Raw genomic sequence first — 26,842 nt, forward strand, 5'->3', positions numbered from 1 at the left:
ATTAAATGGTTTCTAGCCTGGCATAAGCTACTACTTTAATTCCTTGGTCTTTAATCGTCGCTACCCTCTAACTTAACTACCGTCCCTTCACCAAATTTTGGATTTGGATGACGCACTCGCTGACCGAGAGTAAAACCACCGCTGTTATTATTGTTTAGTAGAACATCGCTGCGTCTTTGTCTTGCTGCACTAGTGAAGTTACTACTTGAAGGTACTTTTTGTACGCATGAAAGTGGTAATTCCCCGATAAATCGCGATGGCTGATTATATGTCTCTTTTCCGTATATCCGGCGCGTTTCGGCATAAGTTATTGTCAGCTTTTTCATCGAGCGGGTGACGCCAACATACGCCAGTCTGCGTTCCTCTTCCAGCCTCCCGCTTTCATTAATTGACATCTGACGGGGAAACAGACCCTCTTCCATTCCAACGATAAACACCTGGGGAAACTCCAATCCTTTGGCTGAGTGTAGAGTCATAAGTTGCACCGCGTCTTGATATTCGTCAGCTTGCCCTGCGCCGGCTTCCAGGGCAGCATGCGACAAAAACGACTGTAGCGGCAGCAAATCTTGATCTTCTTCATTGTCATTATAGCTAAACTGGCGGGTGGCTGTGACAAGCTCCTCCAAGTTTTCAATGCGCGCCTGTCCTTTTTCTCCTTTTTCCTGCTCGTATATGCTCCAAAGACCAGAGTTTTTAATAACTATATCGGTTGTTAAATGTAGCGGTAGTTCTGCTGTTTCCTCAGCTAGCGCCTCAATAAGGTCCAGAAAACTTTGTAACGAGTAGGCAGCGCGGCCGGTAAATACATGTTCTGTAAGCAGCCACCGGCTTGCCTGCCACAGCGTTAATTGCTTATTATTGGCGGTCTGGCGTACGACTTCCATAGTGCGCTCGCCTATACCGCGTGTAGGCATATTAACCACCCGTTCATAGGCGGCATCGTCGTTGCGGTTGGCAATAAGCCGTAAATAGGCTAGTGCATCCTTTATTTCCTGTCGTTCGAAAAAACGCATACCCCCATAGATGCGATAAGGCAAACCCATCTGCAGCAGCGCTTCTTCTAGCACACGCGACTGGGTATTGCTGCGATAAAGAATGGCGCAGTCCTTGAGCACGCCGCCATTATTATGGTGCAATTTAATGCGGTTGACCACAAACAGCGCTTCATCTAGTTCATTGACCGCGCTGTACAGCGTAATAGGTTCTCCTTCCGTATCTTCAGTCCATAAATTTTTACCAAGTCTGTAACCATTATGGGAGATAAGGGCGTTTGCTGCATGTAAAATATTACTAGTAGAACGATAGTTTTGCTCTAGGATAATTGTCTGCGCACCAGGAAAATCATCAAGGAAGCGCTGAATGTTTTCTACTTGTGCACCGCGCCAACCGTAAATAGATTGGTCATCGTCGCCGACTATCATTACATTGTTTTTATTACCACCAGCTAACATGCGGATCCATGCGTATTGGATCTGGTTGGTATCCTGAAATTCATCTACCAGAATATTGGAAAAACGTTCGCGATAGTGGCTTAATATATGTGGTTTATTCAACCACAGCTCATGGGTGCGTAGCAGCAACTCGGCAAAATCAACCAGTCCGGCACGATCGCAGGTGTCCTGATAAGCCTGATAAATACGCTGCCAGCTAGCCTCGACCGGATTACCGTAACTTTCAATGTGCTGTGGACGCAATCCTTCATCTTTTTTTACGCCAATATATAACATCGCCTGGCGCGATGACCACTGTGCTTCATCCATATTCATGGCGCGAATTAGTCGCTTAAGTAGGCGTAACTGATCCTCACTATCGAGAATTTGAAAATCATGTGGTAGATTAGCGTCCATATGATGTAAGCGCAGCAGGCGGTGAGCAAGACCATGAAACGTGCCTATCCACATTCCTTTTTGGCTGTTGCCTACCAGGTGCTTGATACGGGCAGACATCTCTGCCGCCGCCTTGTTAGTGAATGTTACCCCTATTACAGAATAGGGAGAGCATTTTGCCACCAACAAAAGCCAAGCAATACGATGCACCAACACTCTGGTTTTGCCGCTGCCAGCGCCAGCTAGCACTAGTAAATTGCCAGCCGGTGCCACCACAGCTTTGCGCTGCTTGTAGTTTAAGCTCTTGAGCAAAGAAGAAACTTCCATAGGTGGCCTTTATCTGACATAAGATAAGTTGTCCTAAATAACATACTACTCATTTAGTATGAGTGTTGATTATAACAGAGCTTTTAAATAAGCCAACAGTTAATAAAACAGTTAATTTATTACTGGTAGTACTATCATTTGTCAGTCAATACAGGTAACCTTTAAAAGTGAAGAAATTATCACTAAATTTTAAATATCTTGCAGACATAGATTCTGTTCTCGGTGTGTTTAAGTGCTTTTCTCCGGATTATTTACCTTTTTACTTAATTTAAGATTAGTTATTTACCGATACAGAAACTGGAAAATATTTTGCTGAGAAGCTCGTCTGAGGTAAATTTACCAGTAATTTCGCTAAGCGACTGCTGCGCTAACCGAAGCTCTTCTGCAATAATTTCAACGGCGTAAGTACTTGAAGTACTTGCTAACTGTTCTTTACTTTGCCCTAAATGAACGGCGACGGCTTCCAAAGCAGAAAGATGGCGGCGACGGGCCAAAAAAATCCCTTCTGTACCCCCAAGGTATCCCATACTCTGCTTAAGATGTTCGCGCAGTACCTCAATGCCAGCGCCTGATTGGGCTGAAATTGTTATAATAGAGTAACCGCTTACTTCACTTATACCTACTCTTTCGCCCGTAATATCGGCTTTATTACGTACCACAGTTACCGGTATACCTATCGGTAACCGGTCGTTGAATAACAACCGTAGCATTTTTGGTATACTTTGATGGTTAGTAGTGCCGTCTACTATTAAAAGGATACGATCCGCCTGTTCTATTTCACGCCAGGCACGTTTAATACCGATGATTTCTATTTCATTATTGGCTTCGTGTAGACCGGCAGTATCGATAATGTATAGGGGCATGCCGTCTATATGAATATGTTCACGTAAAACATCGCGTGTCGTTCCAGAAATTGCTGTGACGATAGCAGCCTCCCAGCCCACCAATGCGTTTAGTAAGCTAGATTTACCAGCATTTGGCTTGCCGGTAATGACTACTTTCATGCCTTCTCGTAGTAGATTTCCCTGCCGCGCTTCGGTCCTTACCTGGTCAAGACTAGAGATGATCTTATTTAATTTCTCTTCTATTCTAACTTTAGATAAAAGATCAATCTCTTCATCTGGAAAGTCAATAACCGCTTCAATATAAATTCTCAGGTTCGTAAGTGCTTCCATTAGTCTATGAATACGGTCCGAAAAAGCTCCTTGTAGAGAATTGAACGCTGATTGAGCTGCTTGAGCGGAATTGGCGTCAATTAAGTCGGCGATAGCTTCGGCCTGCGCTAAATCCAATCGATCGTTCAAAAATGCTCGTTCTGAGAACTCACCAGGGCGTGCGATACGTATACCGGGCAGCGATAGAATCCGCTTAAGCAATAGATCTAAGATTACCGGTCCGCCATGTCCTTGAAGTTCAAGGACATCTTCACCAGTAAAGGATTGTGGACCCGGGAAAAACAGCGCAATGCCTTGATCTAGAGGGGTGCCGTCTTCGGCGCAGAAAGGTAAATATGTTGCCTGGCGTGAATGCGGTATTTTGCCTAGCAGCTCGCGAGCAACTGCAGCAGCTAAAGGACCGGAGACCCGCAGGATACCTATACCCCCCCGTCCAGGTGGGGTAGCAATAGCAGTGATAGTTTCTGTTTGAATCATGATAACACTCGCTTCGCCTCGTGTAGCGAGGTTGAAAATTGCTATGACCGCCTTTTGAAGCAGCTATTATGTTAATAGCTGAGGTTAAAATATTATGTAGCTTTGGAAGCCCTACTGTTGTGCTGTCTACTTTTTTTTTCTATACCTCGGTAAATCAGCTGTTGCTGGATCAGCGTCACAAGGTTACTAACTATATAGTATAATACCAAACCAGAAGGAAACCATAGGAAGAAGACGGTAAAGATGAACGGCATAAAAATCATAATTTTTCTCTGTATAGGGTCAGTGATAGTGGTGGGCGACATCTTCTGAATAAAGAAGATAGTAATGCCCATCAATACTGGCAAGATGTAATATGGATCCTTAGCCGATAGATCAGTGATCCACTGAGCGAATGGAGCATGGCGTAATTCAATAGAACTAGACAGCATATAATACAGTGCTAAAAAGACAGGCATCTGGATAATTAACGGCAAGCATCCACCGAGTGGATTGACTTGTTCTTTCTTATAGAGCGCCATTATTTCCTGGCTCTGACGCTTTTTATCATTTTCTAGACGCTCGCGTATTGCCGCTAGCTTCGGCTGTAACATGCGTATTTTAGCCATTGATGTATATTGCACTTTAGTCAAAGGGTACATTAAACCTCGAATTATCAAAGTAATAATGATGATAGCAAAGCCCCAGTTGCCAATATAGCTGTTGATAACTTTCAGCAGCTTGAATAGCGGTTGTGATATAAACCATAGCCAGCCGTAATCAACCGTTAGATCCAGATACGGAGCAACAGCTGCCATTTTGGCCTGAATTTCAGGGCCAAGCCATAATATAGCTTGTAACTTACTTTGGCTGCAAGGAGCAACAGTGATAGGCGTTGCCTTGAAGCCAATCACAGCCTGCCCATTTTCTAACTTATTAGTATAAAAAGTATTTTTACCAGGAGTAAGCGGTACCCAAGCTGTGGCAAAATACTGTTGCAGCATGGCGATCCAACCTCCATTGGTACTAATACTCAGGTTTGTACCCTTAAGATCTTTGAAGCTGTATTTTTTATATTTATAATCGTCAGTTGAATAAGCCGCTCCACGGTAGCTATGCGCGAAATTACTGCTGCCGTTATTACGGTTCTTGGGTAAGTCAATGGTCTGCTTCAATTGACCAACTAATGTTAGTTCTAACGGATGAACGCTGCCATTGTTGATATTATAATGTATATGTAAAGCAAAATCGCTAGGTTTGAAAATAAAGGTTTTGGTATAGATTACGCCGTCAGCAGCGCTATAGATTAGCGGTACGCGCAGTTCATTCTGGTTCTCTGTCATGAGATAGGTATCATGGTCAGCGGTAAACAACGGTCGTTCACCATTAAATAAATTCTCCTGAACGTTTTTTCTGGTCAGGCCGCTTTGTACCTGATAAATAAATTCAGGGGAAGTTTCCAGTAAATGAAACGGCTTTGACGACCCAAATTTTTCTGGGTAGGTCAGTAGAAACGCCTGCTCGATATCACCACCTTGAGTGTTTATTTTTAACAACAGTACATCGGTTTTTACAGTTATAAGTTTACCTTTTTGCCCACTAGAAGTAGGAACTCCTTGATTAGCGCAATCTGCCACAGTGGAGTTCGCAGTTCTTTGCTTAGTCTGAACAGTATACTTAGGAGAATGATCTACCTGCCAGACTTGCCAGATTATCAAAGACACAAACAGCAGAGCTATGACAAAAAAATTGAGTTGTGAATCCATTTTAATTTTCTCTGTTGTCAATTTTTGATTGCAGCACTGGCACTGGATCTTCTTCCTTTTTATTTGTGTTCCAAGAATGGCATTTTAATATACTTTATAAGGTTAACCAACTACCTTTTAACATACCTAAACTAATTGATTCACTTTCATACTGGGAACATGTGGGCCGTTACCGGCAATTAGGTCCCCGTTTAGCAGTTTAGAGACTGCTGAAAATAGCAGTGCCATAATGTTGTTAACCCTTCTATCAGGGTATGGTTATCTAACTTAGCTACCCCTTTTTTGGCAATTACTACAAAATCCATAGCTGGTAGGGTGTGTTGATGCAGACGAAAACTTTCACGAATTAAGCGCTTGATCCGGTTGCGTTCATGAGCTCTTTTAACATATTTTTTGGCTACCGTTAGACCAATGCGAGGCTGATTTAGCGTGTTTAGACGGCCGAGGATAGTAATATGAGACGTGCCAACCTTTTTAGGCTGCTGAAAGACGAAAACAAAACAACTAGGAGTTAATAAACGTAACTCTCGATTAAAAGTGAACTTTACCACTCTATGTTAAGCTTTTTTACTTTGAAGATACGGTTAGACGTGCACGTTCTTTCGCACGGCGACGTGCTAAAACCTTACGACCATTTTTAGTTGCCATCCGAGCACGAAAACCGTGGCTACGGTTGCGTTTTAATATGGAGGGTTGGAAAGTACGTTTCATCCTTAAATTTACCTTAAGTACTACGTTAGTAACCGTATTTAACTATTAAGTATAGAAATAAATAACCGAAGTTTCAACCTTGTTACTATTTTACTATAAAAGTACAAATAGTACAAGTAAGAAATGAATTAAACTATCATATTATGGTTACACGATCAGATGTCTACTATCTTATCTTAGGTTACTTTTAAACACTGTTTATTCAGTGCAGGTAGAAGCACTTCTTAGTGCTGCTAATTACCCTGTTAGGACCAAGAACAAAGAAGATTTACTTATTGCAAGAATAACAGTTTAAAATAGTGTTTGGTTGTATCAGGATAATCTGTGTCAAAAAAAATAATTTAAATTACTTGGTACTGTTTTGTTGGTCTTGTTCTATGGGAGTAAACCGTGTCACTTTCGCTTTGGCAGCAATGTCTTGCCCGGTTACAATATGAATTAACTGCCACAGAATTTAAGATGTGGATCCGCCCCCTACAAGCAGAACTGAGTGACAACACTCTAGCGCTTTATGCCCCTAATCGCTTTGTCCTAGATTGGGTTATAAATAACTATTTTAACAGTATCAATTTATTAATAAATGACTTTTGTGGCAATGATGCGCCGTTACTGCGGTTTACAGTTGGTAGCAAACCGTCACAAATAATGGTACTACAGTCCATAAACCATAATGCTAGCGAAACTGCTTTGCAGCCAACCGCTTCCCGCCTATGCCTAGTTAGGCATAGGCGAAACAATGCTAAGTTACCACCTCCGTTGCAGTTAGAGCTTGCTTATCGCTCTAATGTAAATTTTAAAAATAATTTTGATAATTTTGTCGAAGGTAAATCGAATAAGCTGGCACGTGCGGCAGCGTGGCAGGTTACCTATAATCTAGGTGGCACCTATAACCCACTATTTTTATATGGTGGTACCGGGTTGGGAAAAACGCACTTGCTACATGCGGTCGGCAATGGAATTATGGCGTATCAGGCCAACGCCAAAGTAGTATATATGCATTCCGAGTGTTTCGTGCAGGAGATGGTAAAAGCTTTGCAAAATAACGCCATTGAGGAATTCAAACGTTATTACCGTTCGGTAGATGCATTACTTATCGATGACATTCAGTTTTTTGCTAACAAGGAGCGCTCACAGGAGGAATTTTTTCATACTTTTAATGCACTGCTGGAAGGCAATCAGCAGATTATCCTGACTTCTGATCGTTATCCTAAAGAGATAAACGGGGTAGAGGATCGGCTAAAATCGCGCTTCTGCTGGGGGCTAACAGTAGCGATCGAGACACCAGAACTAGAAACACGCGTGGCAATTTTAATGAAAAAAGCCGACGAGAAAGATATACCTCTTCCAGGAGAAGTCGCATTATTTATCGCTAAGCGTTTGCGTTCTAATGTGCGAGAGCTAGAAGGAGCGCTTAATCGCGTAGTCGCTAACGCCAACTTAGCTAGTAGGGTAATTACCATTGATTTTGTGCGTGAAGCGCTGCGTGATCTACTGGCGCTACAAGAAAAGATGGTCACTATCGATAATATTCAGAAAACCGTAGCAGCATATTATAAAATTAAGTTTACAGATTTACTCTCCAAGCTTCGGTTACGCTCAGTAGCCCGACCCAGACAGATGGCGATGGCGTTATCCAAAGAATTAACTAACCATAGTCTGCCAGAAATAGGCGAAGTATTTGGGGGGCGCGATCATACTACAGTACTGCATGCCTGCCGAAAAATAGCTCAGCTTTGTAAAGAAAGCTCTTCTATTAAAGAAGATTTTTCTAAATTAATTATGATGTTATCTTCCTAACTATGAAATTTATTATTGAACGTGAACATATTCTTAAGCCCTTACAACAAGTAAGTGGCCTGCTGGGGGGGCGCCTTAAATTACCTATCCTAAAGAACCTGTTACTACAGGTGACAGAAGACCGTTTACTGTTGACCAGCACTGATTTAGAAATAGAATTGGTCGCACGGATCGAGCTAAGTGGCGCTGTCCCAGGCGCCACTACTGTGCCGGCGCGCAAGTTTTTTGATATTTGTCGCGGCCTTTCGGAGGGAGCTAAAATCGATGTGACGCTGGAAGAAAAACGGATCCTAATTATCTCAGGTCGTAGTCGCTATTCACTTTCTATGCTTCCCGCAATCGATTTCCCCAATCTCGATAATTGGCAAATCAAGGTGCAATTAACTTTATCGCAGGCTATACTAAAACAGCTAATTGAATCGACTCAGTTTTCCATGGCTCATCAGGATGTACGTTACTACCTTAACGGTATGCTCTTTGAAACTGAAGGTAATAAACTACGCACTGTAGCCACAGACGGCCATCGTTTGGCCGTCTGTGAGATACCTGTCGGTGAAGCTCTTTCATCACATTCTATTATTGTGCCACGTAAAGGTATAATAGAGCTTGTACGTATGTTAGATGGCAGTGTTAATCCAGTAACGCTACAGATTGGTAACAATCAAATTCGCGCTATTGTGGGTGATTATATTTTTACCTCTAAACTTGTTGACGGTCGTTTTCCTGACTATCGCCGCGTTTTGCCGAAAAAACCTGAAAAAATACTCGAGGCTAAGTGCGATATACTCAAACAGGCTTTTACTAGGGCCGCGATTCTTTCTAATGAAAAGTTCCGCGGTGTGCGATTATTGCTCAGCGCCAATCAATTGAAAATCAACGCTCATAATCAAGAACAGGAAGAATCAGAGGAAATTTTAGACGTTATCTACCAGGGCAGTGAGATGGAAATAGGTTTTAATGTTAATTATATAATTGATGTACTCAATGCTTTGAAATGCGAGGAAGTAAAGTTGCTTCTGACCGATGGTGTTTCCAGCATGCAAATCGAAGATTGTGCTAGCCATGCAGCAGTCTATGTTGTGATGCCGATGCGGCTATAGAAATTTAATTTTTAATCATTTAAATTTTAATCACTATTTAATTCTTAATTATTTTTTTATAAACAAGTTGAGTAAATGTTAGATTTACTTTGATCAAAAAATGTTAATAATTAATTGTGTTACTGCATTTGCTAGTTAGCTGGAATCAATGTCTTCAGTTTACTTTAATTATTAGCGGTACTTCTAAAAAAAAGATACTGGTGCTCATTTTGCTATGAGTGTGGCAGTAACAAATTGACTCTGCGATTATGAACAATAAACAGAAAATTTCGTATGGAACAAGATAGCAAAAGCTAAAATAAGTTTTTAATTCTAATTACAAATAAGCGGGAAAAGTTGATGTCGAATTTTTATGACTCCTCAAGTATTAAAGTCCTCAAAGGACTGGATGCGGTGCGCAAGCGCCCGGGTATGTATATCGGCGATACCGATGATGGTACCGGTCTACATCATATGGTATTTGAGGTTGTAGATAACGCTGTTGATGAATCCCTTGCAGGTCACTGTAATGAAATCTTGATCACTATTCACGAAGACAATTCTGTTTCGGTACAAGATAACGGCCGTGGTATTCCGACAGGTCTTCATGAAGATGAGGGTGTCTCTGCAGCTGAAGTAATCATGACCGTGTTACATGCGGGCGGTAAGTTTGACGATAACGCCTATAAAGTAGCTGGGGGGCTGCATGGTGTCGGTATCTCAGTAGTTAACGCACTGTCAGAAAAACTTGAGCTGATGATTAAAAGAGAAGGTAAATTGCATTACCAGACCTATCATGATGGTGTGCCGCAATCGCCGTTAAAAGTCTTGGGAAAAACCAATCAAACTGGCACCACCGTGCACTTCTGGCCTAGCTTAACTATCTTTACTAATCACACCGAATTCCAATATGAAATTCTAGCCAAGCGGCTACGGGAACTATCTTTTTTGAATTCTTGCTTGTCTATACGACTGCACGATAAGCGTAACAATAAGAAAGATTACTTTCATTATGAAGGTGGTATTCAAGCTTTCGTAGCATATCTGAATAAAAATAAAAGCCCCATTCATCCAAATATATTCTATTTTTGCACTGAAAAAGACAATGTTGGTGTAGAAATAGCGCTTCAATGGAATGAAGGTTTTCAAGAAAATATCTACTGTTTTACTAACAATATCCCTCAAAGGGATGGGGGTACCCATTTAGCTGGTTTCCGCGCAGCCATGACCCGTACTTTGCATTCCTATATGGATAAGGAAGGATACAGTAAGAAGATTAAGGTTAGCGCGACCGGCGATGACGCCCGCGAGGGGCTGGTGGCTGTCGTGTCAATAAAAGTAGCAGATCCAAAATTTTCTTCCCAAACTAAAGAAAAACTGGTGTCTTCTGAAGTAAAATCTGCTGTAGAGTCGCTGATGAACGAGCGAATGATAGAGTATTTGCTAGAAAAGCCTAACGATGCCAAAATTGTGGTAGGCAAAATTATCGCTGCAGCGCGCGCACGCGAAGCTGCGCGCAAGGCACGGGAAATTACACGGCGGAAAGAAACACTGGATATAGCAGGTTTGCCTGGTAAGTTAGCAGACTGTCAGGAACGCGACCCAGCACTTTCTGAACTATATTTGGTCGAAGGAGATTCTGCCGGTGGATCAGCTAAACAAGGTCGTAACCGTAAAAATCAGGCCATTTTACCACTAAAAGGAAAAATTCTTAACGTCGAGAAAGCGAGTTTCGATAAGATGCTGTCTTCGCAGGAAGTTGCAACCTTAATAACTGCTCTCGGTTGCGGTATCGGCCGTAATGAATACAACCCGGATAAACTTCGTTATCACAATATTATAATTATGACTGATGCCGATGTTGATGGCGCGCATATTCGCACTTTGCTATTGACGTTTTTCTATCGTCAGATGCCAGAAATTATTAAACGTGGTCATGTTTTTATTGCCCAGCCGCCTTTATATAAAGTAAAAAAAGGTACCCAAGAAAAATATATTAAAGATAACAAAGCCATGGACCTATATCAGATAGCGTTAGCGATGGATGGCGCGATACTGCATACTAATTCTCAATATCTGGCCGGCAAACGACTGGAAAACCTGGTTAACGAGTATTATGCCGTACAAAATATAATAGATTGCATGGAGCGACGTTATCCCCGTGCGTTGCTCAATCAGCTAATTTACCAGCCGACGTTAACTAAAAGGCAATTAACTCAGCAAGAACAGGTAATAAACTGGATGGCTTCATTGGTCGCAGCGCTTAACGATAAAGATAATAAGCCCGGTAGTAGCTACCACTACAAGGTGCAAGAAAATTGTGAACGTAAGATATTTGAGCCGTTGTTGCAAGTACGGACTAACGGCGTAGATAACTACTATCTGCTAGATTATACATTCATCTCCGGCAGTCAATATCGAAAACTGGTAGCATTAGGTGAAAAGCTTAGCGGTATCATAGATACGGCTACCTATATTGAGCGCGGTGAGCGCTGCCAGTCAGTCACTAGCTTTGAGCAGGCGTTGGAGTGGTTATTAAAAGAATCAAGCCGCGGTCTGGCGGTGCAGCGCTATAAAGGGTTAGGTGAAATGAATCCAGAGCAATTGTGGGAAACAACCATGAACCCAAACAATCGCCGCATGTTGCAGGTCACAGTAAAGGATGCCATTGCCGCAGATCAGCTGTTTACTACTCTCATGGGAGATGCGGTAGAACCTCGCCGAGCTTTTATTGAAGAAAACTCGTTGAAGGCGGCAAATATCGATATTTAAATTTTGCCGTTAAAAAGCAATAATTTTCTGGTAATCCTATTCTTAGGTAGTCCTATGGTAAGACTAGATATAATACATCGTATAAAGGCGATGTCACTGCGATAAGATAATCTCCGGCGGCATGAACCAACTAAGTTGTGCTCACTATGCTTTTCCATCTAGCATTCCAGCAAACTACCACGTCATGGGCTATTCAGCAATAGTAATATAGTCTCTAAGTTAGCAATACTATTAGCCTAGTAGTTATAGGGATTTAAAACAAAAATAATTTTATTTACTGATTATACAATAAATTATTGTATAATGAGTAGCGTGTATTCTGCTGAATTTGTGCAGAAAAGTGCACGCAGTTTTTTATTAATTTTACAGCAGGATAGTTAAATATGAAAAATGTTGGTTTTATCGGATGGCGCGGTATAGTCGGTTCTGTCCTCATGCAGCGCATGATCGAAGAACACAATTTCGACAATATTAACCCAGTATTTTTTTCTACTTCCCAGTATGGTCAGCCAGCACCTGTCATTAACGGTCAACATAGCACCCTACAAGATGCCCGGGATTTGGCAGCACTTAGCGTTTTAGACGTTATTATCACCTGTCAGGGCGGGGATTATACCAATGAAATTTATTCTAAACTTCGTGCTATTGGTTGGCAGGGCTATTGGATAGATGCAGCTTCGACGTTACGCATGCACGATGATGCTATTATCATACTAGATCCCGTTAACCAAGAGTTGATTCAACAGGGCCTGAATCGCGGTATTAAAACCTTTGTCGGTGGCAATTGTACTGTTAGCTTAATGCTGATGTCATTAGGCGGTTTATTTGCCCAGGACATGGTAGAATGGGTCTCAGTAGCAACTTATCAGGCTGCCTCAGGCAGCGGCGCGCGGCATATGCGTGAATTACTAGAGCAAATGGGGCTATTGTACGGCGTAGTAGAAAGTTCGCTGCAAGATCCGGCTTCAACAATGCTGGATATTGAACAACGTGTAACAGAGTTAACCCGCAGCGGAACGCTACCAACGGATAATTTTGGCGTGCCGCTAGCCGGAAGTCTAATCCCTTGGATAGATAAGCAACTTGAAAATGGTCAGAGCCGTGAAGAGTGGAAAGGACAGGCGGAAACCAACAAAATTCTAAACTCTCGTCAAGCTATCCTAGTAGATGGTTTATGCGTGCGCATTGGAGCGCTGCGTTGCCATAGTCAGGCATTCACTCTAAAGTTGAAGCGAAATCTACCGTTGGTAGAAATCGAACAGTTGCTCGCTACTCACAACGTTTGGGTTAATGTGATACCAAACGATCGTGAACTCTCGATGAGAGAGTTAACTCCGGCGGCGGTCACTGGTACGCTGCATACGCCGGTTGGTCGGTTACGTAAATTAAACATGGGGCCAAAATATCTCTCAGCTTTTACTGTCGGCGATCAGCTATTATGGGGAGCCGCCGAGCCTTTGCGCAGGATGCTGTATCAATTGACGCGTTGATATTCGCCACTACTACATACCTAGTAATATCCCTAATTAGGAATATCCATAATTAAGACCAGTATTATACTTAATACTGATTTAGAATAAATAACGTACTATTTGGCGCCACTGCAATAGCAACAGTTTAATATTGTTAATTTATCTTTAGAGGAAGATTGTTCTCTAAATTTAGAATAGTTATTTTATCATAGATATCTAAATAATATTTAAGTTATGAGTATATATGTTTATAATTATATTTGTAATTTGCTTATCTAACCATTAGGATAGAAGGAGAGCTAAATAGTAAGCTTAATTATATATTATTAAAATAAGGAGAGAGAATTGGAATCGCCATTAGGATCAGATTTGTCGCGACTTGTTAGAATATGGCGCGCTTTAATTGACCACCGTTTAAAACCTTTAGAACTCACACAGACGCATTGGATAACTTTACATAATATTTGTCAGTTACCACCTGAGCAATCGCAGATTCAACTAGCAAAAGCTATCGGTATTGAACAACCATCATTAGTACGAACGTTGGATCAGCTCGAAGAAAAAGGGCTTATTACCAGGCATATCTGCGCCAATGACCGGCGGGCAAAGCGGATCAAATTGACTGATTCTGCTGAGGCTCTTATTAATAAAGTCAATAATGTTATTGACAGTACCCAAGATGAAATACTCAATGGTCTTATTAAGGAAGATATTCAGTTACTGATTAATATTATAGCCAAATTAGAAAAAAATATTCTGGATATTTATAATAAGTCTTAATGCGTTATACTTAATACTTAACGCGATGACGTAAACAATAAACAACCGGTATCAATAACCGGTTGTTTATTATTTAGCTATTATCTATTTATCTATCTAATTTTCTAACAGAACAATAAAATTAAAATAAAAAAATATAAAAAATTAGGTAGAGCTAGGATAGCCTTAGGTAAATCACTGCTGACACTGTGATGGAGTTTTTTAATGTCTAGTGACCAACTAATACAACAATTGCATGAACGTGGCCTCATTGCTCAAGTCACAGCCTATAAGGCTCTAGTTAATCGGTTGGCGATAGGGAAAATTTCTTTATATTGCGGTTTCGATCCGACTGCTGATAGCTTGCATATGGGACATCTAGTACCATTATTATGTCTGAAACGCTTTCAGTTAGCCGGTCATCGGCCTGTGGTTTTGATCGGAGGTGCGACAGGACTTATTGGCGATCCCAGCTTTAAGTCAACAGAACGTAAGCTGAATTCTGCTGATATTGTGCAGGATTGGATGGAAAAGATTAAACGCCAAGTTTCGCTGTTCCTTGACTTTAATTGTGGCGATAATAGCGCCATCATTACCAATAATTATGACTGGTTCAGTACCATGGACGTATTAACTTTTTTATGCAATATCGGTAAGCGCTTTTCTGTTAAGCAAATGATTAATAAAGAAGCGGTAAGACAACGTTTTAACCGCAACGACAGCGGGATTTCTTTTACTGAGTTTGCCTATAACCTCCTGCAAGGATATGATTTCGCTTATCTAAATAAAAAATATGGCGTAATACTCCAGATTGGAGGTTCTGATCAATGGGGCAATATAACCTCAGGTATAGATTTAACGCGCCGATTGTCCCAAAATACCGTTTTTGGTATGACCGTCCCACTAATAACCAAAGCTGACGGTATTAAATTTGGCAAGACTGAAGGTAACGCGGTATGGTTAGATCCGAGTAAAACTAGTCCATACAAATTTTATCAATTCTGGCTTAATACGACCGACAGCGATGTATATCGCTTCTTAAAATTATTTACTTTCTTTAGGTTAGAGAGTATTGATGAGTTAGAGCAAGACGACCGTAAAAACTACAAAAAACCACGTGCCCAATATCTCCTCGCGGAGGAGATTACTCGTATTGTGCATGGCGAACCAGGGCTTACTGCGGCGAAACGTATCACCTCCTGTCTTTTTACCGGAGCACTTGACGATCTGACCGAAGCTGATTTTGCTCAGTTGGAACAAGATGGTATACCAACGGTCGCCCTTGAGCCGGGTGCGAATCTTAAGCAGGCGCTAGTAGCAGCAGAACTGGTGCCGTCGCTCCGACAAGCACATACCATGATTACTTCAAACGCTATAGCTGTAAACGGTAAAAAACAGGCATCAACGGAGTATATATTTAATGATGCAGATAAGTTATATAGACGCTATACCCTCCTACGCCGTGGTAAAAAAAACTATTGCCTAATTTCTTGGTAAAAACATAAAAATTATAATAAATGGCTATATTACTACGGTATATCATTAGCCCGTGAGAGAGTTTGAAGTCTCGGTGCAAAAACTAGCATCAATAAGGCTATAATACCGGTGTAAACACCAATTTGCATAAATACATGACTGTATACCTGAAGAGAATGATGCTTGTCACTAACTGTAGAATGCAGTGCAGACAAATTTGCGACGAAACCTGCAATGATTGCAGCTGCTGCGGTTGTAAAGAACCAGGCACCCATAATGAACCCCATAAGGCGTTTGGGGACTAACTGCGCTACCATAGAAAGTCCCAAGCCTGAAATCATCAATTCTCCGATACTTTGCAGCCCATAACTTAAGATGAGCCAGTAAATAGAGACCATTTCCTTTTTACTAGCGAAATGTGCCCCTAAAGGAAGTATCAGAAAAGCCAGCGAGCAAAGTAACATGCCGATAGCAAATTTAAAAGGCATCGGCAGGCGATCACCTAAACGATTATAGCCTACCGCCAGCAACGGACTAGCTATCATAATCCAAAACGGATTCAGCGCCTGAAATTGCTCAGGTTCAAATTGAAGGCCTAGTAATGTTCTCTCGACGTGATGAATAGCGAAGAAGTTTAGGGAAGTAGGCATTTGGCTATATAGGACGAAGAACACCACCGCCTCTAGCATCATAATTAACGCTACTAGCATACGGCGACGATCTAAATTCTGCAGACTAAATGTCTCAAAGGCGAAAACTACCAGTATCACTATAGCTACCAAACCTAGCGCAATACAAGCGATTTCTTGATTGTGCAGTAACCAGGTGGCAAGAGGAATAAGCAGGGTAACACCAGCGATGACCGCGAGCAAAACATACCATTTCAGCGCAACAAAATCAGGCGCAGAACCGTAATATTTTATACAATTGCGGCAGCAAACAAAATTTACTAAGGTGATCAGCATCCCTAAAACACTTAAAGAAAAAGCTACACTCCAGCCATAATGCGCCGCCAACCAAGGTGTAGCTATCATAGATAGAAAAGAGCCGATATTAATAGCCATATAATACATGGTAAAGGCACCATCTAAACGAGAATCTCCTTTTTCATAGCAGGTAGCGAGCAAAGAGGATGGATTTGCTTTGAACAAGCCACTGCCCACGGCGATTGTGGCCATACCAAAATAAATCCAGAAGACCTGATGCCCAGACCAGGCCACTATACTGTAACCCGCAGTTAGTACGATCGTGCCGAGAATAATGACGCGTTTAGTGCCGAGCACTTTATCTCCCAACCAGCCACCGATAGCAACAAAACCATACACAAGCGCACTGAATGATGAAAATAAAGTAATAGATGCTGATTGAGAGAGACCGAGCATGTTTACCAGATAAACAGTTATAATACTCTGTAGACCGTAATAGCCAAAGCGCTCCCATAATTCAATCGAAAAAATTAGATAAAATGATTTTGGTTGTTTAAAAGCGCTTAATAGAAAGCTTTGTTCATGGTATTTTTGTTTGACAGTTAACACAACGACCTCATTAATGTTACTAGATCTAATCCAATTATTTAACGTGAACGTGATGGTCGGCCAGCCAAAAGTTAATAATTTTCGCCCGAATCTAGACAGCGCTAGCTTGCCCCGACGGTAAAGTTTGAGACAAAACTAAAGAGGATTATTGCCAGATATATCCATAATTGATGGGTCGTGCAGGATTCGAACCTGCGACCAATTGATTAAAAGTCAACTGCTCTACCAACTGAGCTAACGACCCCATTAAAAAATTAATTATAAAAGAGCAAAAAAAATAGAGTGGTAGGTGATGACGGGATCGAACCGCCGACCCCCTCCTTGTAAGGGAGGTGCTCTACCAGCTGAGCTAATCACCCATATTCTCAGATAAGATTACTTTTTACAGTAGGACAATAAAAAAAACATTATATATGATGACGGGATAAAACTTCAACCTACCTACAACCTTGTTGTAAGGTAGGGCTCTACTAGCTGAGCTAATCACTCAGCTATTTAGCGTCGCATTATAGGGCACAGTTGCAATGAGTCAATAATTTTCTAAAAAAAATTGCATTTTATCTTAAAGTTAGCTAGGTTACTCTTCTTTTATTAAAGTTAGATTACTACTAATTAATAGTCATTCTCGATGACTAGTCGTTGCTTTTTCCATGCGTAATAAATCAAGCAAGGTACCATAACTTCTGATGAAAATTAAAACCCGTTTTGCGCCTAGTCCTACAGGTTATTTGCATGTTGGTAGCGTGCGTACCGCGCTTTATTCCTGGTTATTCACCCGTAATCAAGGCGGTAATTTTATTTTAAGAATAGATGATACTGATCTTAAACGTTCAACGCAACCAGCAATTAAAGCCATAATAGATAGCATGAATTGGCTGAATTTAGACTGGGATGAAGGGCCCTATTTTCAGACTAAACGCTTGAATCGCTATAATGAGGTTATCGATGACATGTTAGCAAATGGAACTGCTTATAAATGTTATTGCTCTCAATCACGGTTACAAACCTTACGTGAAACACAAATTATAGCATATAAAAAACCACGTTATGATGGTTATTGTCGCGAGAATCGAAAATTGTACGGTGATGATGAACCCTACGTGGTACGTTTTTGCAATCCACAGTCAGGTGAGGTTATATTTAATGATTTAATCCGTGGGCCTGTTAAATTTAGTAATCAAGAGCTAGATGATTTGATTATCCGGCGCACTGATGGTTCACCTACCTATAATTTTTGCGTAGTAGTCGACGATTACGATATGGATATTACCCATATTATCCGTGGTGAAGATCATATCAACAACACGCCTCGACAGATTAATATCTTCAAAGCTCTAGGCGCTCCAGTACCAGTATATGCACATGTGTCGATGATTTTAGGAGATGATAGCAAAAAATTGTCTAAACGCCATGGTTCGGTTGGGGTAATGCAATACCGCGATAACGGTATCCTACCAGAAGCGCTACTTAACTATCTGGTACGTCTGGGATGGTCTTACGGCAACCAAGAAATTTTTAGCTTAGATGAAATGAAGCATCTGTTTAAGATTGAAGCAGTTAGTAAGTCTGCCAGCATATTTAATATGGCTAAACTACTTTGGCTTAATCAATATTATATTAATCATATGCCGACGGCATATATCGCCACACACCTAGCTTACCATCTTGAGCAACAGGGAATTAACACTTGTAACGGCCCTGAGCTTACAGTATTAGTAAAGCTATTTAGTAAACGCTGTAAAACCTTGAAGGAGATGGCTACAAAATGCCGTTATTTTTACCAGGACTTTAGCGAGTTTGATAATGACTCTGCTAAAAATTATTTTAATTCGTTTGCTGCTGATCCACTCAAAATAGTAAGCACTAAATTAGCAGGACTCGATGCATGGACGCCAGTTTTAGTACGTTCAGCTATTGAGCAAACAGCAGAACAGCTTGCTTTGAGCATAGAAAAAGTAGGTATGCCACTGAGAGTGGCGGTAACCGGCACCTGTCAGTCCCCCGCTCTTGATGTCACCATCCATGCGATAGGACAGAAACGCTGTCTGGAACGTATCAAGAGGGCACTTATTTTTATTGCTAACCATGCAAAATAGATGAATAATTTGATATTGACAAATTTAACTAAAATTTGTATAATTTTAGTATATTGAGTGTACAATAATAGTACAAGTGAACTGGGGGCTATAGCTCAGTTGGTAGAGCACTTGCATGGCATGCAAGATGTCAGCGGTTCGATTCCGCTTAGCTCCACCAATAAAAAGTTTATATTTACTATTTTTTTAATGTCCACATAAATCTGACCAGGAAGCATAAAGATATTTAAACATTGACCAATAAGTGAGTACAGTAGCAATATATAATGCGGTGATACCTATTTCTGTTACTAGTAAATAATCTGGTCGCCAGAGTAGGGCTATTAAAGCCAGCATCTGAGCTGTAGTTTTTACCTTACCAATCCAAGATACTACCATTCTACTACGTTTCCCTATTTCTGCCATCCATTCGCGTAATGCCGATATTATAATTTCACGGGTTATCATGGTTGCTGCGGGAATTGTTATCCACCAAGAATGAAAATGCTCTGCAACTAATACTAATGCCATAGCAACCATGATTTTATCAGCAACTGGATCAAAAAATGCGCCTAATCTTGTAGTCTGCTTCCATCTTCGAGCCAAGAAACCATCAAACCAATCTGTTAACGCCGCTAAAACAAAAATTAATGAGCAACAAATTGTAGCCCAAGAAAAAGGAAGATAGAAAGCTAGGACAAATAACGGTATCATTAAGATACGGAACATGGTAAGCCAAGTCGGTATATTTAGTTGCATAACACTTTGGTAAGTATCCGGCCAGGCTAGAAATTATATGTATGTTGTTATATTGCTGCAAGTGTTTCAACGTATTATTTTTTTATTTTTTTTAAGACAAAAACTAATTGAGCATATCTTTATATTATCTAGATCTAGATAATATAAGACTCACCTATACTCAACAAAACTAAAAATAGTTATTACTAATTAATACTATAAGTACTTTATTCTTAGTTGCGCAAAGTATAGGCTTTACAGATTTATATAGCCTCATAAAACGTAACATACTAATTTTTATTTATTTAAAATAAAAAAGACATATTTTATATCAAAACATGTAGGTCATACCTAAAGCAACTATATCGTTGGTAGAGATATGCGCTTTTTTAGTAAAATTATCTTTAGCAAGTAAATTGATACGATAGTCAACAAAAGCTAACATATTTTTATTGAAACTGTAGCTTGCACCCAGTTCAATATATTTTTTAATATCTTGTTTTTTGCTCTCAATGTTGTTACTAATTTTCGATTGCGTATAGCCAAGAGAGGAACGCATACCGAAATCAAACTGGTATTGCGCAACCAACTCAATATTTTTTGCTTTTTTAGCAAAACCGTAAAATTTATGATTCCAATCATCTTTGGTAAATTTTCCTACCGGTGTCATGTTACGCGTTTCGTTATAAAGTGCTGCCAAATAGAGATTATTAACATCATATTTCAGACCCAAGGAATAAGCTTGCGCTTTTCTGCTATTGTTTTCCATTAATGATCCAAAATGCAATGAACGCTGCCCGACAGTACGTTTGCCATTAGCATAGGCTGCACTAGTTGAAACCCCGTTACCTAAGTTATAGGTAACAGAAATACCATAAACATCACCGTTAGCTTCTCTAAGGCTCCGACCTTTATTCTGGGTGTAATCTTTTTTTCCTTGAAATTGCAGAGCAAAGTTTAGACCATCTATGACCCCGAATAAATTTTTATTTCGGTAAGTAAATACACCGTTTGCACGTCCAGATATCAAATTATCATTAATTGTGGTAGTACCGCCTAACTCTGGCATAACATCGGTCCAGGCGCCTACATCATAAAGCACACCATAATTACGGCCGTAATCGATACTACCGATATCGCCAAACTGTAAACCAGCAAAACCAAGATACGTGATATTTTCTTGATCGCCTTGGTTTTCCGTATGCCGTGCTAATATTTTCTGTTCCCAGGTACCAAAACCTATGAGACCGTCGCTAATCTGGGTTTCTCCCCTAAAGCCTAAACTAGCAAAAGAGCGATCACCGTTTTGATCGTTATCACCAGAAGTATAACGCGTACTATTTAATTTACCAAAAAAATCTAATTTATTACCATATTTATTATATAATTCAATAGCATTAGTTGTATCTGTTATTAGTATGGCCAAAAAGAAAACAGCCAGATATTTTAGTTTCATAAAAACCTCTATATATTATTATATAGTTATAATATTTTCTAATTTAACATCTTCTGAATTAGACACCTGCGGTAGCTAAAAATAACACTCTTCAATAAATTCTGTAATCATCTTTAAAGTATTTTAAGTATGGCTAGGACTATAGATACTATAGCGAAATTATATTCGCTGCTTTTTAAAAAATCAAGCAATTACATAATATTAAATATTAATTATTTAATTTAAAAAACATAACAAATTACCTACTAGGTACTACTAAATAATTTAGTATATTAAATATAATTTAATTAATAATTAATACTATTTTATTACTAATATTTTAATTTAAAACTAGCAAGTTTTTGTAATAAGATACTGGAATTAATTGGTTATATTCTGTATAATATTTTAGCAATATTTTATTTATTTCACATCTACCTAGGTAAAATGTTGTTATGTTACGTATTGTTAAAGAAGCTCTTACATTCGACGATGTTCTTATAATCCCCGCGCATTCTAAAGTTTTGCCCAAGACAGCCGATCTTAGTACACAACTAACGCAAAAAATTCGTCTTAATATTCCACTGCTATCTGCAGCGATGGATACGGTTACCGAATCAAGCCTCGCAATTGCGTTAGCACAAGAAGGTGGCATCGGTTTTATCCATAAAAATATGTCGATTGAACGCCAGACTGAAGAAGTAAGAAGCGTTAAAAGTTATAAAAGTGGCTTGGTTACAACACCACAGTGCGTAAATCCCAATACTAAGCTGTTTGAAGTAAAAGCACTTACTGCCCGTAATGGTTTTGCCGATTATCCGGTAGTTACGGAAGAAAATGAATTGGTAGGTATCATTACCGGACGAGATGTGCGCTTTATCAGCGACCTAAGTCAGCCAGTATCAGCCGTAATGACACCAAAATCGCGTCTAGTTACGGTAAAAGAAAATGAGGCTAGCGAAGTTATTCCAGCCAAAATACACGACAAAAGAGTTAAGAAAGCTCTAGTAGTAGATGATAAATTCCATTTACTCGGTATGATTACAGTGAAAGCTTTCCAAAAGGCAGAACACAAACCTAATGCTTGTAAAGATGAGTATGGCCGTTTGCGTGTCGGTGGGGCAGTTGGTAGTAGTAATGAAAAGCGTATTGATGCACTAGTTAGTGCTGGCGTAGATGTTTTACTTATTGACTCTTCCCATGGACATTCTGAAGGCGTGCTACAGCGTATACGTGATACCCGCGCTAAATACCCTGATCTACAAATTATCGGCGGTAACGTTGCCACTGGTGAAGGCGCGATTGCGCTTGTTAATGCTGGCGTAAGCGCGGTCAAAGTAGGTATTGGACCCGGCTCTATTTGTACTACACGCATAATTACGGGCGTCGGTATGCCGCAAATAACCGCTATCTCCGATGCGGTTGAAGCAATAAAAGGTACAATGATTCCAGTTATTGCTGATGGCGGTATCCGCTTTTCCGGCGATATCGCTAAAGCTATAGCTGCTGGAGCCGCCTGCGTTATGGTTGGATCTTTGCTTGCTGGAACAGAAGAGTCCCCTGGGGATATTGAAATATTCCAGGGACGTTCTTTCAAGTCCTACCGTGGTATGGGATCTCTTGGGGCAATGTCCAAAGGCTCTTCAGAGCGTTATTTTCAGATAGATAATGCTGCTAATAAATTGGTTCCGGAAGGCATTGAAGGAAGAGTAGCTTATAAAGGTCGTCTAAAAGAAATAATACACCAGCAAATGGGTGGACTGCGTTCCTGTATGGGGCTTACTGGTTGTGCTACTATCGAAGACCTACGTACCAAAGTTAAATTTGTCCGTATCAGTAGTGCTGGTATTCAGGAAAGCCATGTCCACGACGTGGCTATAACTCAAGAGTCTCCTAATTACTATTAATTAACCGATTCAGCGCTAGTCAGGCTTCGCTGTTAGCGATCAGCTTACTCGTCAGTTTGTCCGCGTTTAATCAGTAATAAATCTTAACATGCTTTCGGCATAAGCCATATTATAATGACAGAACATATTCATAAACACCGCATTCTAATTCTTGACTTCGGGTCGCAATATACTCAATTAATAGCTCGTCGGGTGCGAGAACTAGGTGTTTATTGTGAGCTTTGGGCCTGGGATGTAACCGAAGAAAAAATCCGTAACTTCAATCCCAGCGGGATTATTCTTTCTGGCGGACCAGAAAGCACTACCGAGCTAAATAGCTCGCGCGCACCAGATTATGTATTCAAGGCAGGCGTGCCTGTATTAGGCGTCTGTTACGGAATGCAAACTATGGCAATCCAGCTTGGCGGTAAAGTACAGGGATCTTTACAGCGTGAATTTGGCTCTACAAAAGTAGAAGTTCTTACTGAAAGTCAACTAGTGAACGATATTCAGGATGAAATAAACGATAGTGGTACGTCTATATTAGACGTATGGATGAGCCATGGCGATAAAGTTACCGCTATTCCTTCAGATTTTGTTACCGTCGCCAGCACTGAAAATTGCCCATTCGCAATTATAGCTAACAAAAAGAAACATTTTTATGGTGTACAGTTTCATCCAGAAGTAACTCATACACGTCAAGGTCAGCGAATACTGGAACGTTTTGTACTCAATATCTGTCGGTGCGCTCCCCTGTGGACTACGTTAAAAATAATTGAAGACATAATTGACCGCATCCGTAAAAAGGTTGGCAACGATAAGGTAATACTGGGGCTTTCAGGTGGTGTGGACTCATCAGTAACAGCAATGCTACTGCATCGAGCTATCGGTGAGCGACTGATCTGTGTATTTGTTGATAATGGCCTGCTGCGTCTTAACGAAGCACAACAGGTGATAGAAATGTTTAACGACCGTTACTACGGGTTAAATATTATACATGTACCGGCAGAAGAGCGTTTTTTAAGTGCATTAGCAGGCATTAACGATCCAGAAAAAAAACGAAAAACAATTGGTCGAGTTTTTATAGAAGTGTTTGATGAACAGGCTATGAGTATCAAAAACGTAAAATGGCTTGTTCAGGGCACTATCTATCCTGATATTATTGAGTCAGCAGCTTCAACTACCGGCAAAGCGCAAATTATAAAGTCGCATCATAATGTCGGGGGCCTGCCAAAAAAAATGAAAATGGGGCTAGTAGAACCGCTGAAAGAGCTATTTAAGGACGAGGTCCGTAAGATTGGGCTAGAGCTTGGCTTACCTTATAATATGCTTTACCGTCATCCATTCCCGGGACCTGGATTAGGCATACGCGTATTGGGTGAAGTAAAAAAAGAGTATTGTGATTTACTGCGCCGTGCTGATGCAATCTTTATTGAAGAACTATATAAAGCTGATCTATACAACAAAGTTAGTCAAGCCTTCACGGTTTTTCTACCGGTTTGCTCAGTTGGTGTAATGGGAGATACACGTAAATATAACTGGGTGATATCACTTCGTGTTGTAGAGACTACCGATTTTATGACGGCCCATTGGGTAAAACTGCCATACGATTTATTAGGACGAGTATCTAACCGTATTATTAATGAAATTAATGGTATCTCCCGAGTGGTATACGATATTTCCGGAAAACCCCCAGCAACGATCGAGTGGGAGTGATCTATTTTTTATCTCTTTTAGAGCTAGATAAAAATCTAATAACAAAGACAACGGGTTAAACATTATGTGTTTAGTACCGATATTAAATCGGCATGAGAGGATTTGAACCTCTGACCCCCGACACCCCATGACGGTGCGCTACCAGGCTGCGCTACATGCCGAATTTTTACAGCTACCTATATTAGCTACTATCAAAACAAAGACAATAGTTTATTATTTATTTTACCTAACCTATTAAAACCTATAGTAATAAACTTTATTTAAGATTTAAGATTATTGAGTGCATGACATTAGTTGACTACTGATGGCAGTGCTAGCTCCAGTAGCATTTGGAAAATAGTATGTTTTCTGATACTTGATATATTTGAAACTTAGTATTTACTGTATTTACTATAACTACTGGATGGATCGACGACGTAGAACTATAAGCAGTAGTTAAATAAATTATAATGATTTTTATTAATCAAAGTAAGTAGTTAATAGTATATAAAAGGACTATATAGAGTCCTGATTATTTTGGCATATAGTAACCATCAAATTCTGTTGTGTAGTTGGCAATCATATATTTTATTTTAACAAGCCATGACTAAACTTCCTGTTTTTACGAGTTCATTATTACATCCACGCTATTGGATAAATTGGTTTTGTATAGGTCTACTATATATTATAGTATTACTACCCTATCCTTTATTATATAAACTAGGGACTAGTCTGGGTAGACTAGCGATGCGCTTTATGCGTCATCGGGTGGCTATTGCGCGCTGTAATTTACTTTTATGTTTTCCTGATATGCTGGAAAAGGAACGTGAAGTGCTGCTAAGGCAAAACTTCGAGTCGTTGGGCATGGGGCTTATTGAAACTGGTATGGCCTGGTTCTGGCCAGAATGGCGCGTGAAGCGTTTGGCATATGTCAGTGGCCTTGAGCATATCAAACACGCGTGCGAGGAGAATAAAGGAATACTACTCATTGGGTTGCATTTTTTCACCCTTGAATTGGGAGCACGTATTTTTGGTATATATAACCCTGGTATTGGCGTTTATCGGCCACACGACAATCCTTTATTGAATTGGCTGCAAACTTGGGGGCGTATGCGTTCTAATAAATCTATGCTAGACCGTTCAGATATTAAAGGTATAATCCGTGCGCTAAAAAACAGCGATATTATTTGGTACGCGCCAGACCACGACTATGGACCCAAAAGTAGCGTATTCGCCCCGTTATTTGCCGTTCCCAAAGCTGCAACTACCTCCGGTACCTACATATTAGTCCGCATGGCCAGTCCGGCGGTAATACCCTTTGTTCCGCGCCGTCTTCCAGAGGGGCGCGGTTATGAATTGATTGTATTTCCCAACGAGCGCCTTTTTCCACAAGAGAATGCTATTGCTGTTGCCACTTATATGAATTATCTAGTGGAGCGAGCCATTTTACTAGCGCCAGACCAATATATGTGGTTGCACCGCCGTTTTAAAACTCGCCCAACAGGAGAGCCTTCTTTATATCGTTAAGATTATGCTTTTTCTAAGTTAGAAAATGATCGGCGAGAGAGGATTCGAACCTCCGACCTACTGGTCCCAAACCAGTTGCGCTGCCAAGCTGCGCTACTCGCCGACAAATACGCTCTCTAATTAATGAGATGTATGATGGTGCGAAGAGAGGGACTTGAACCCTCATGTCCGTTAAGACACTAACACCTGAAGCTAGTGCGTCTACCAATTCCGCCACCTTCGCATACCCATTAATAATGGGGTGACTGATGGGACTCGAACCCACGACAACTGGAACCACAATCCAGGGCTCTACCAGCTGAGCTACAATCACCATAACTGATTATTGTTTACAA

At 40.5% G+C, this 26,842-nt stretch carries 17 protein-coding genes, 7 tRNA genes and 1 pseudogene; 11 read left to right on the forward strand and 14 right to left on the reverse strand.

The window, feature by feature from the left end; all coding sequences use genetic code 11:
* Position 1: 1 nt before the first annotated feature.
* From uvrD to rpmH, 5 genes and pseudogenes are all read right to left on the reverse strand, one after another.
* Positions 2–2,153 (reverse strand): annotated as a pseudogene (gene uvrD, locus A4A70_RS00850) (DNA helicase II).
* Between the two features lie 278 nt (positions 2,154–2,431).
* Entirely contained in the window at positions 2,432–3,805 is a 1,374-nt protein-coding gene (mnmE, locus tag A4A70_RS00855) for a tRNA uridine-5-carboxymethylaminomethyl(34) synthesis GTPase MnmE (protein ID WP_067567625.1), read from the reverse strand.
* Positions 3,806–3,897: 92 nt separating this feature from the next.
* Positions 3,898–5,550, reverse strand: a complete 1,653-nt coding sequence (yidC, locus tag A4A70_RS00860) for a membrane protein insertase YidC (RefSeq protein ID WP_067567628.1) — start codon at positions 5,548–5,550, stop codon at positions 3,898–3,900.
* A 191-nt stretch (positions 5,551–5,741) separates the two neighbouring features.
* On the reverse strand, positions 5,742–6,101 hold the full coding sequence (gene rnpA, locus A4A70_RS00865; protein WP_067567631.1) for a ribonuclease P protein component: 360 nt from the start codon (positions 6,099–6,101) through the stop codon (positions 5,742–5,744).
* A 16-nt stretch (positions 6,102–6,117) separates the two neighbouring features.
* On the reverse strand, positions 6,118–6,261 hold the full coding sequence (gene rpmH / locus A4A70_RS00870; RefSeq protein ID WP_067567633.1) for a 50S ribosomal protein L34: 144 nt from the start codon (positions 6,259–6,261) through the stop codon (positions 6,118–6,120).
* 390 nt (positions 6,262–6,651) lie between these two features.
* Between rpmH and dnaA the strand changes: the two genes are divergently transcribed.
* From dnaA to tyrS, 6 genes are all read left to right on the forward strand, one after another.
* Positions 6,652–8,058 carry a chromosomal replication initiator protein DnaA gene (gene dnaA / locus A4A70_RS00875; RefSeq protein ID WP_067567636.1) on the forward strand — a complete coding sequence of 469 codons (1,407 nt, stop codon included), beginning with the start codon at positions 6,652–6,654 and terminating at the stop codon, positions 8,056–8,058.
* A gap of 2 nt (positions 8,059–8,060) precedes the next feature.
* Complete coding sequence (gene dnaN / locus A4A70_RS00880) at positions 8,061–9,158, forward strand: DNA polymerase III subunit beta (RefSeq protein WP_067567639.1); 1,098 nt, start codon at positions 8,061–8,063, stop codon at positions 9,156–9,158.
* A gap of 339 nt (positions 9,159–9,497) precedes the next feature.
* A complete protein-coding gene (gyrB, locus tag A4A70_RS00885) occupies positions 9,498–11,909 on the forward strand; it encodes a DNA topoisomerase (ATP-hydrolyzing) subunit B (protein WP_067567642.1) in 2,412 nt (803 codons plus the stop codon).
* A gap of 383 nt (positions 11,910–12,292) precedes the next feature.
* Positions 12,293–13,399, forward strand: a complete 1,107-nt coding sequence (gene asd, locus A4A70_RS00890) for an aspartate-semialdehyde dehydrogenase (protein WP_067567645.1) — start codon at positions 12,293–12,295, stop codon at positions 13,397–13,399.
* A 327-nt stretch (positions 13,400–13,726) separates the two neighbouring features.
* The gene (gene slyA / locus A4A70_RS00895; protein ID WP_067567647.1) at positions 13,727–14,161 is read left to right on the forward strand and encodes a transcriptional regulator SlyA; all 435 of its coding nucleotides are present in this window, start codon (positions 13,727–13,729) and stop codon (positions 14,159–14,161) included.
* A gap of 204 nt (positions 14,162–14,365) precedes the next feature.
* Complete coding sequence (tyrS, locus tag A4A70_RS00900) at positions 14,366–15,637, forward strand: tyrosine--tRNA ligase (protein WP_067567649.1); 1,272 nt, start codon at positions 14,366–14,368, stop codon at positions 15,635–15,637.
* A gap of 32 nt (positions 15,638–15,669) precedes the next feature.
* On the opposite strand, the gene dtpA is transcribed toward tyrS, so the two are convergent.
* The 3 genes from dtpA to A4A70_RS00915 form a co-directional block, all read right to left on the reverse strand.
* Complete coding sequence (gene dtpA, locus A4A70_RS00905; RefSeq protein WP_067567650.1) at positions 15,670–17,151, reverse strand: dipeptide/tripeptide permease DtpA; 1,482 nt, start codon at positions 17,149–17,151, stop codon at positions 15,670–15,672.
* A 171-nt stretch (positions 17,152–17,322) separates the two neighbouring features.
* Positions 17,323–17,395, reverse strand: a tRNA-Lys gene (locus A4A70_RS00910).
* A gap of 39 nt (positions 17,396–17,434) precedes the next feature.
* Positions 17,435–17,510 (reverse strand) — tRNA-Val (locus A4A70_RS00915).
* A gap of 327 nt (positions 17,511–17,837) precedes the next feature.
* Between A4A70_RS00915 and gltX the strand changes: the two genes are divergently transcribed.
* Together gltX and A4A70_RS00925 are read left to right on the forward strand one after the other, a co-directional pair.
* The gene (gene gltX, locus A4A70_RS00920) at positions 17,838–19,247 is read left to right on the forward strand and encodes a glutamate--tRNA ligase (RefSeq protein WP_067567652.1); all 1,410 of its coding nucleotides are present in this window, start codon (positions 17,838–17,840) and stop codon (positions 19,245–19,247) included.
* 84 nt (positions 19,248–19,331) lie between these two features.
* A tRNA-Ala gene (locus tag A4A70_RS00925) sits at positions 19,332–19,407 on the forward strand.
* A gap of 26 nt (positions 19,408–19,433) precedes the next feature.
* Here the strand turns inward: A4A70_RS00925 and pgsA are convergent.
* Positions 19,434–19,985 (reverse strand): CDP-diacylglycerol--glycerol-3-phosphate 3-phosphatidyltransferase, encoded by a 552-nt coding sequence (gene pgsA, locus A4A70_RS00930; protein ID WP_067567654.1) that lies wholly within the window; start codon positions 19,983–19,985, stop codon positions 19,434–19,436.
* A gap of 310 nt (positions 19,986–20,295) precedes the next feature.
* Complete coding sequence (locus A4A70_RS00935; RefSeq protein WP_067567656.1) at positions 20,296–21,420, reverse strand: porin; 1,125 nt, start codon at positions 21,418–21,420, stop codon at positions 20,296–20,298.
* A 434-nt stretch (positions 21,421–21,854) separates the two neighbouring features.
* On the opposite strand from A4A70_RS00935, the gene guaB reads away from it, so the two are divergent.
* Both guaB and guaA read left to right on the forward strand, forming a co-directional pair.
* Positions 21,855–23,306, forward strand: a complete 1,452-nt coding sequence (gene guaB, locus A4A70_RS00940) for an IMP dehydrogenase (protein ID WP_067567658.1) — start codon at positions 21,855–21,857, stop codon at positions 23,304–23,306.
* 114 nt (positions 23,307–23,420) lie between these two features.
* The gene (guaA, locus tag A4A70_RS00945) at positions 23,421–25,001 is read left to right on the forward strand and encodes a glutamine-hydrolyzing GMP synthase (protein ID WP_067567660.1); all 1,581 of its coding nucleotides are present in this window, start codon (positions 23,421–23,423) and stop codon (positions 24,999–25,001) included.
* An 87-nt stretch (positions 25,002–25,088) separates the two neighbouring features.
* On the opposite strand, the gene A4A70_RS00950 is transcribed toward guaA, so the two are convergent.
* Positions 25,089–25,162 (reverse strand) — tRNA-Pro (locus tag A4A70_RS00950).
* 421 nt (positions 25,163–25,583) lie between these two features.
* Here A4A70_RS00950 and A4A70_RS00955 point away from each other — a divergent pair.
* Entirely contained in the window at positions 25,584–26,507 is a 924-nt protein-coding gene (locus A4A70_RS00955) for a Kdo(2)-lipid IV(A) acyltransferase (RefSeq protein WP_067567662.1), read from the forward strand.
* Between the two features lie 29 nt (positions 26,508–26,536).
* On the opposite strand, the gene A4A70_RS00960 is transcribed toward A4A70_RS00955, so the two are convergent.
* The 3 genes from A4A70_RS00960 to A4A70_RS00970 form a co-directional block, all read right to left on the reverse strand.
* A tRNA-Pro gene (locus tag A4A70_RS00960) sits at positions 26,537–26,610 on the reverse strand.
* Between the two features lie 33 nt (positions 26,611–26,643).
* Positions 26,644–26,730, reverse strand: a tRNA-Leu gene (locus tag A4A70_RS00965).
* Between the two features lie 14 nt (positions 26,731–26,744).
* A tRNA-His gene (locus A4A70_RS00970) sits at positions 26,745–26,820 on the reverse strand.
* Between the last annotated feature and the right edge of the window lie 22 nt (positions 26,821–26,842).

Source organism: Candidatus Hoaglandella endobia (assembly GCF_900044015.1).
Lineage (GTDB): Bacteria > Pseudomonadota > Gammaproteobacteria > Enterobacterales > Enterobacteriaceae > Hoaglandella > Hoaglandella endobia.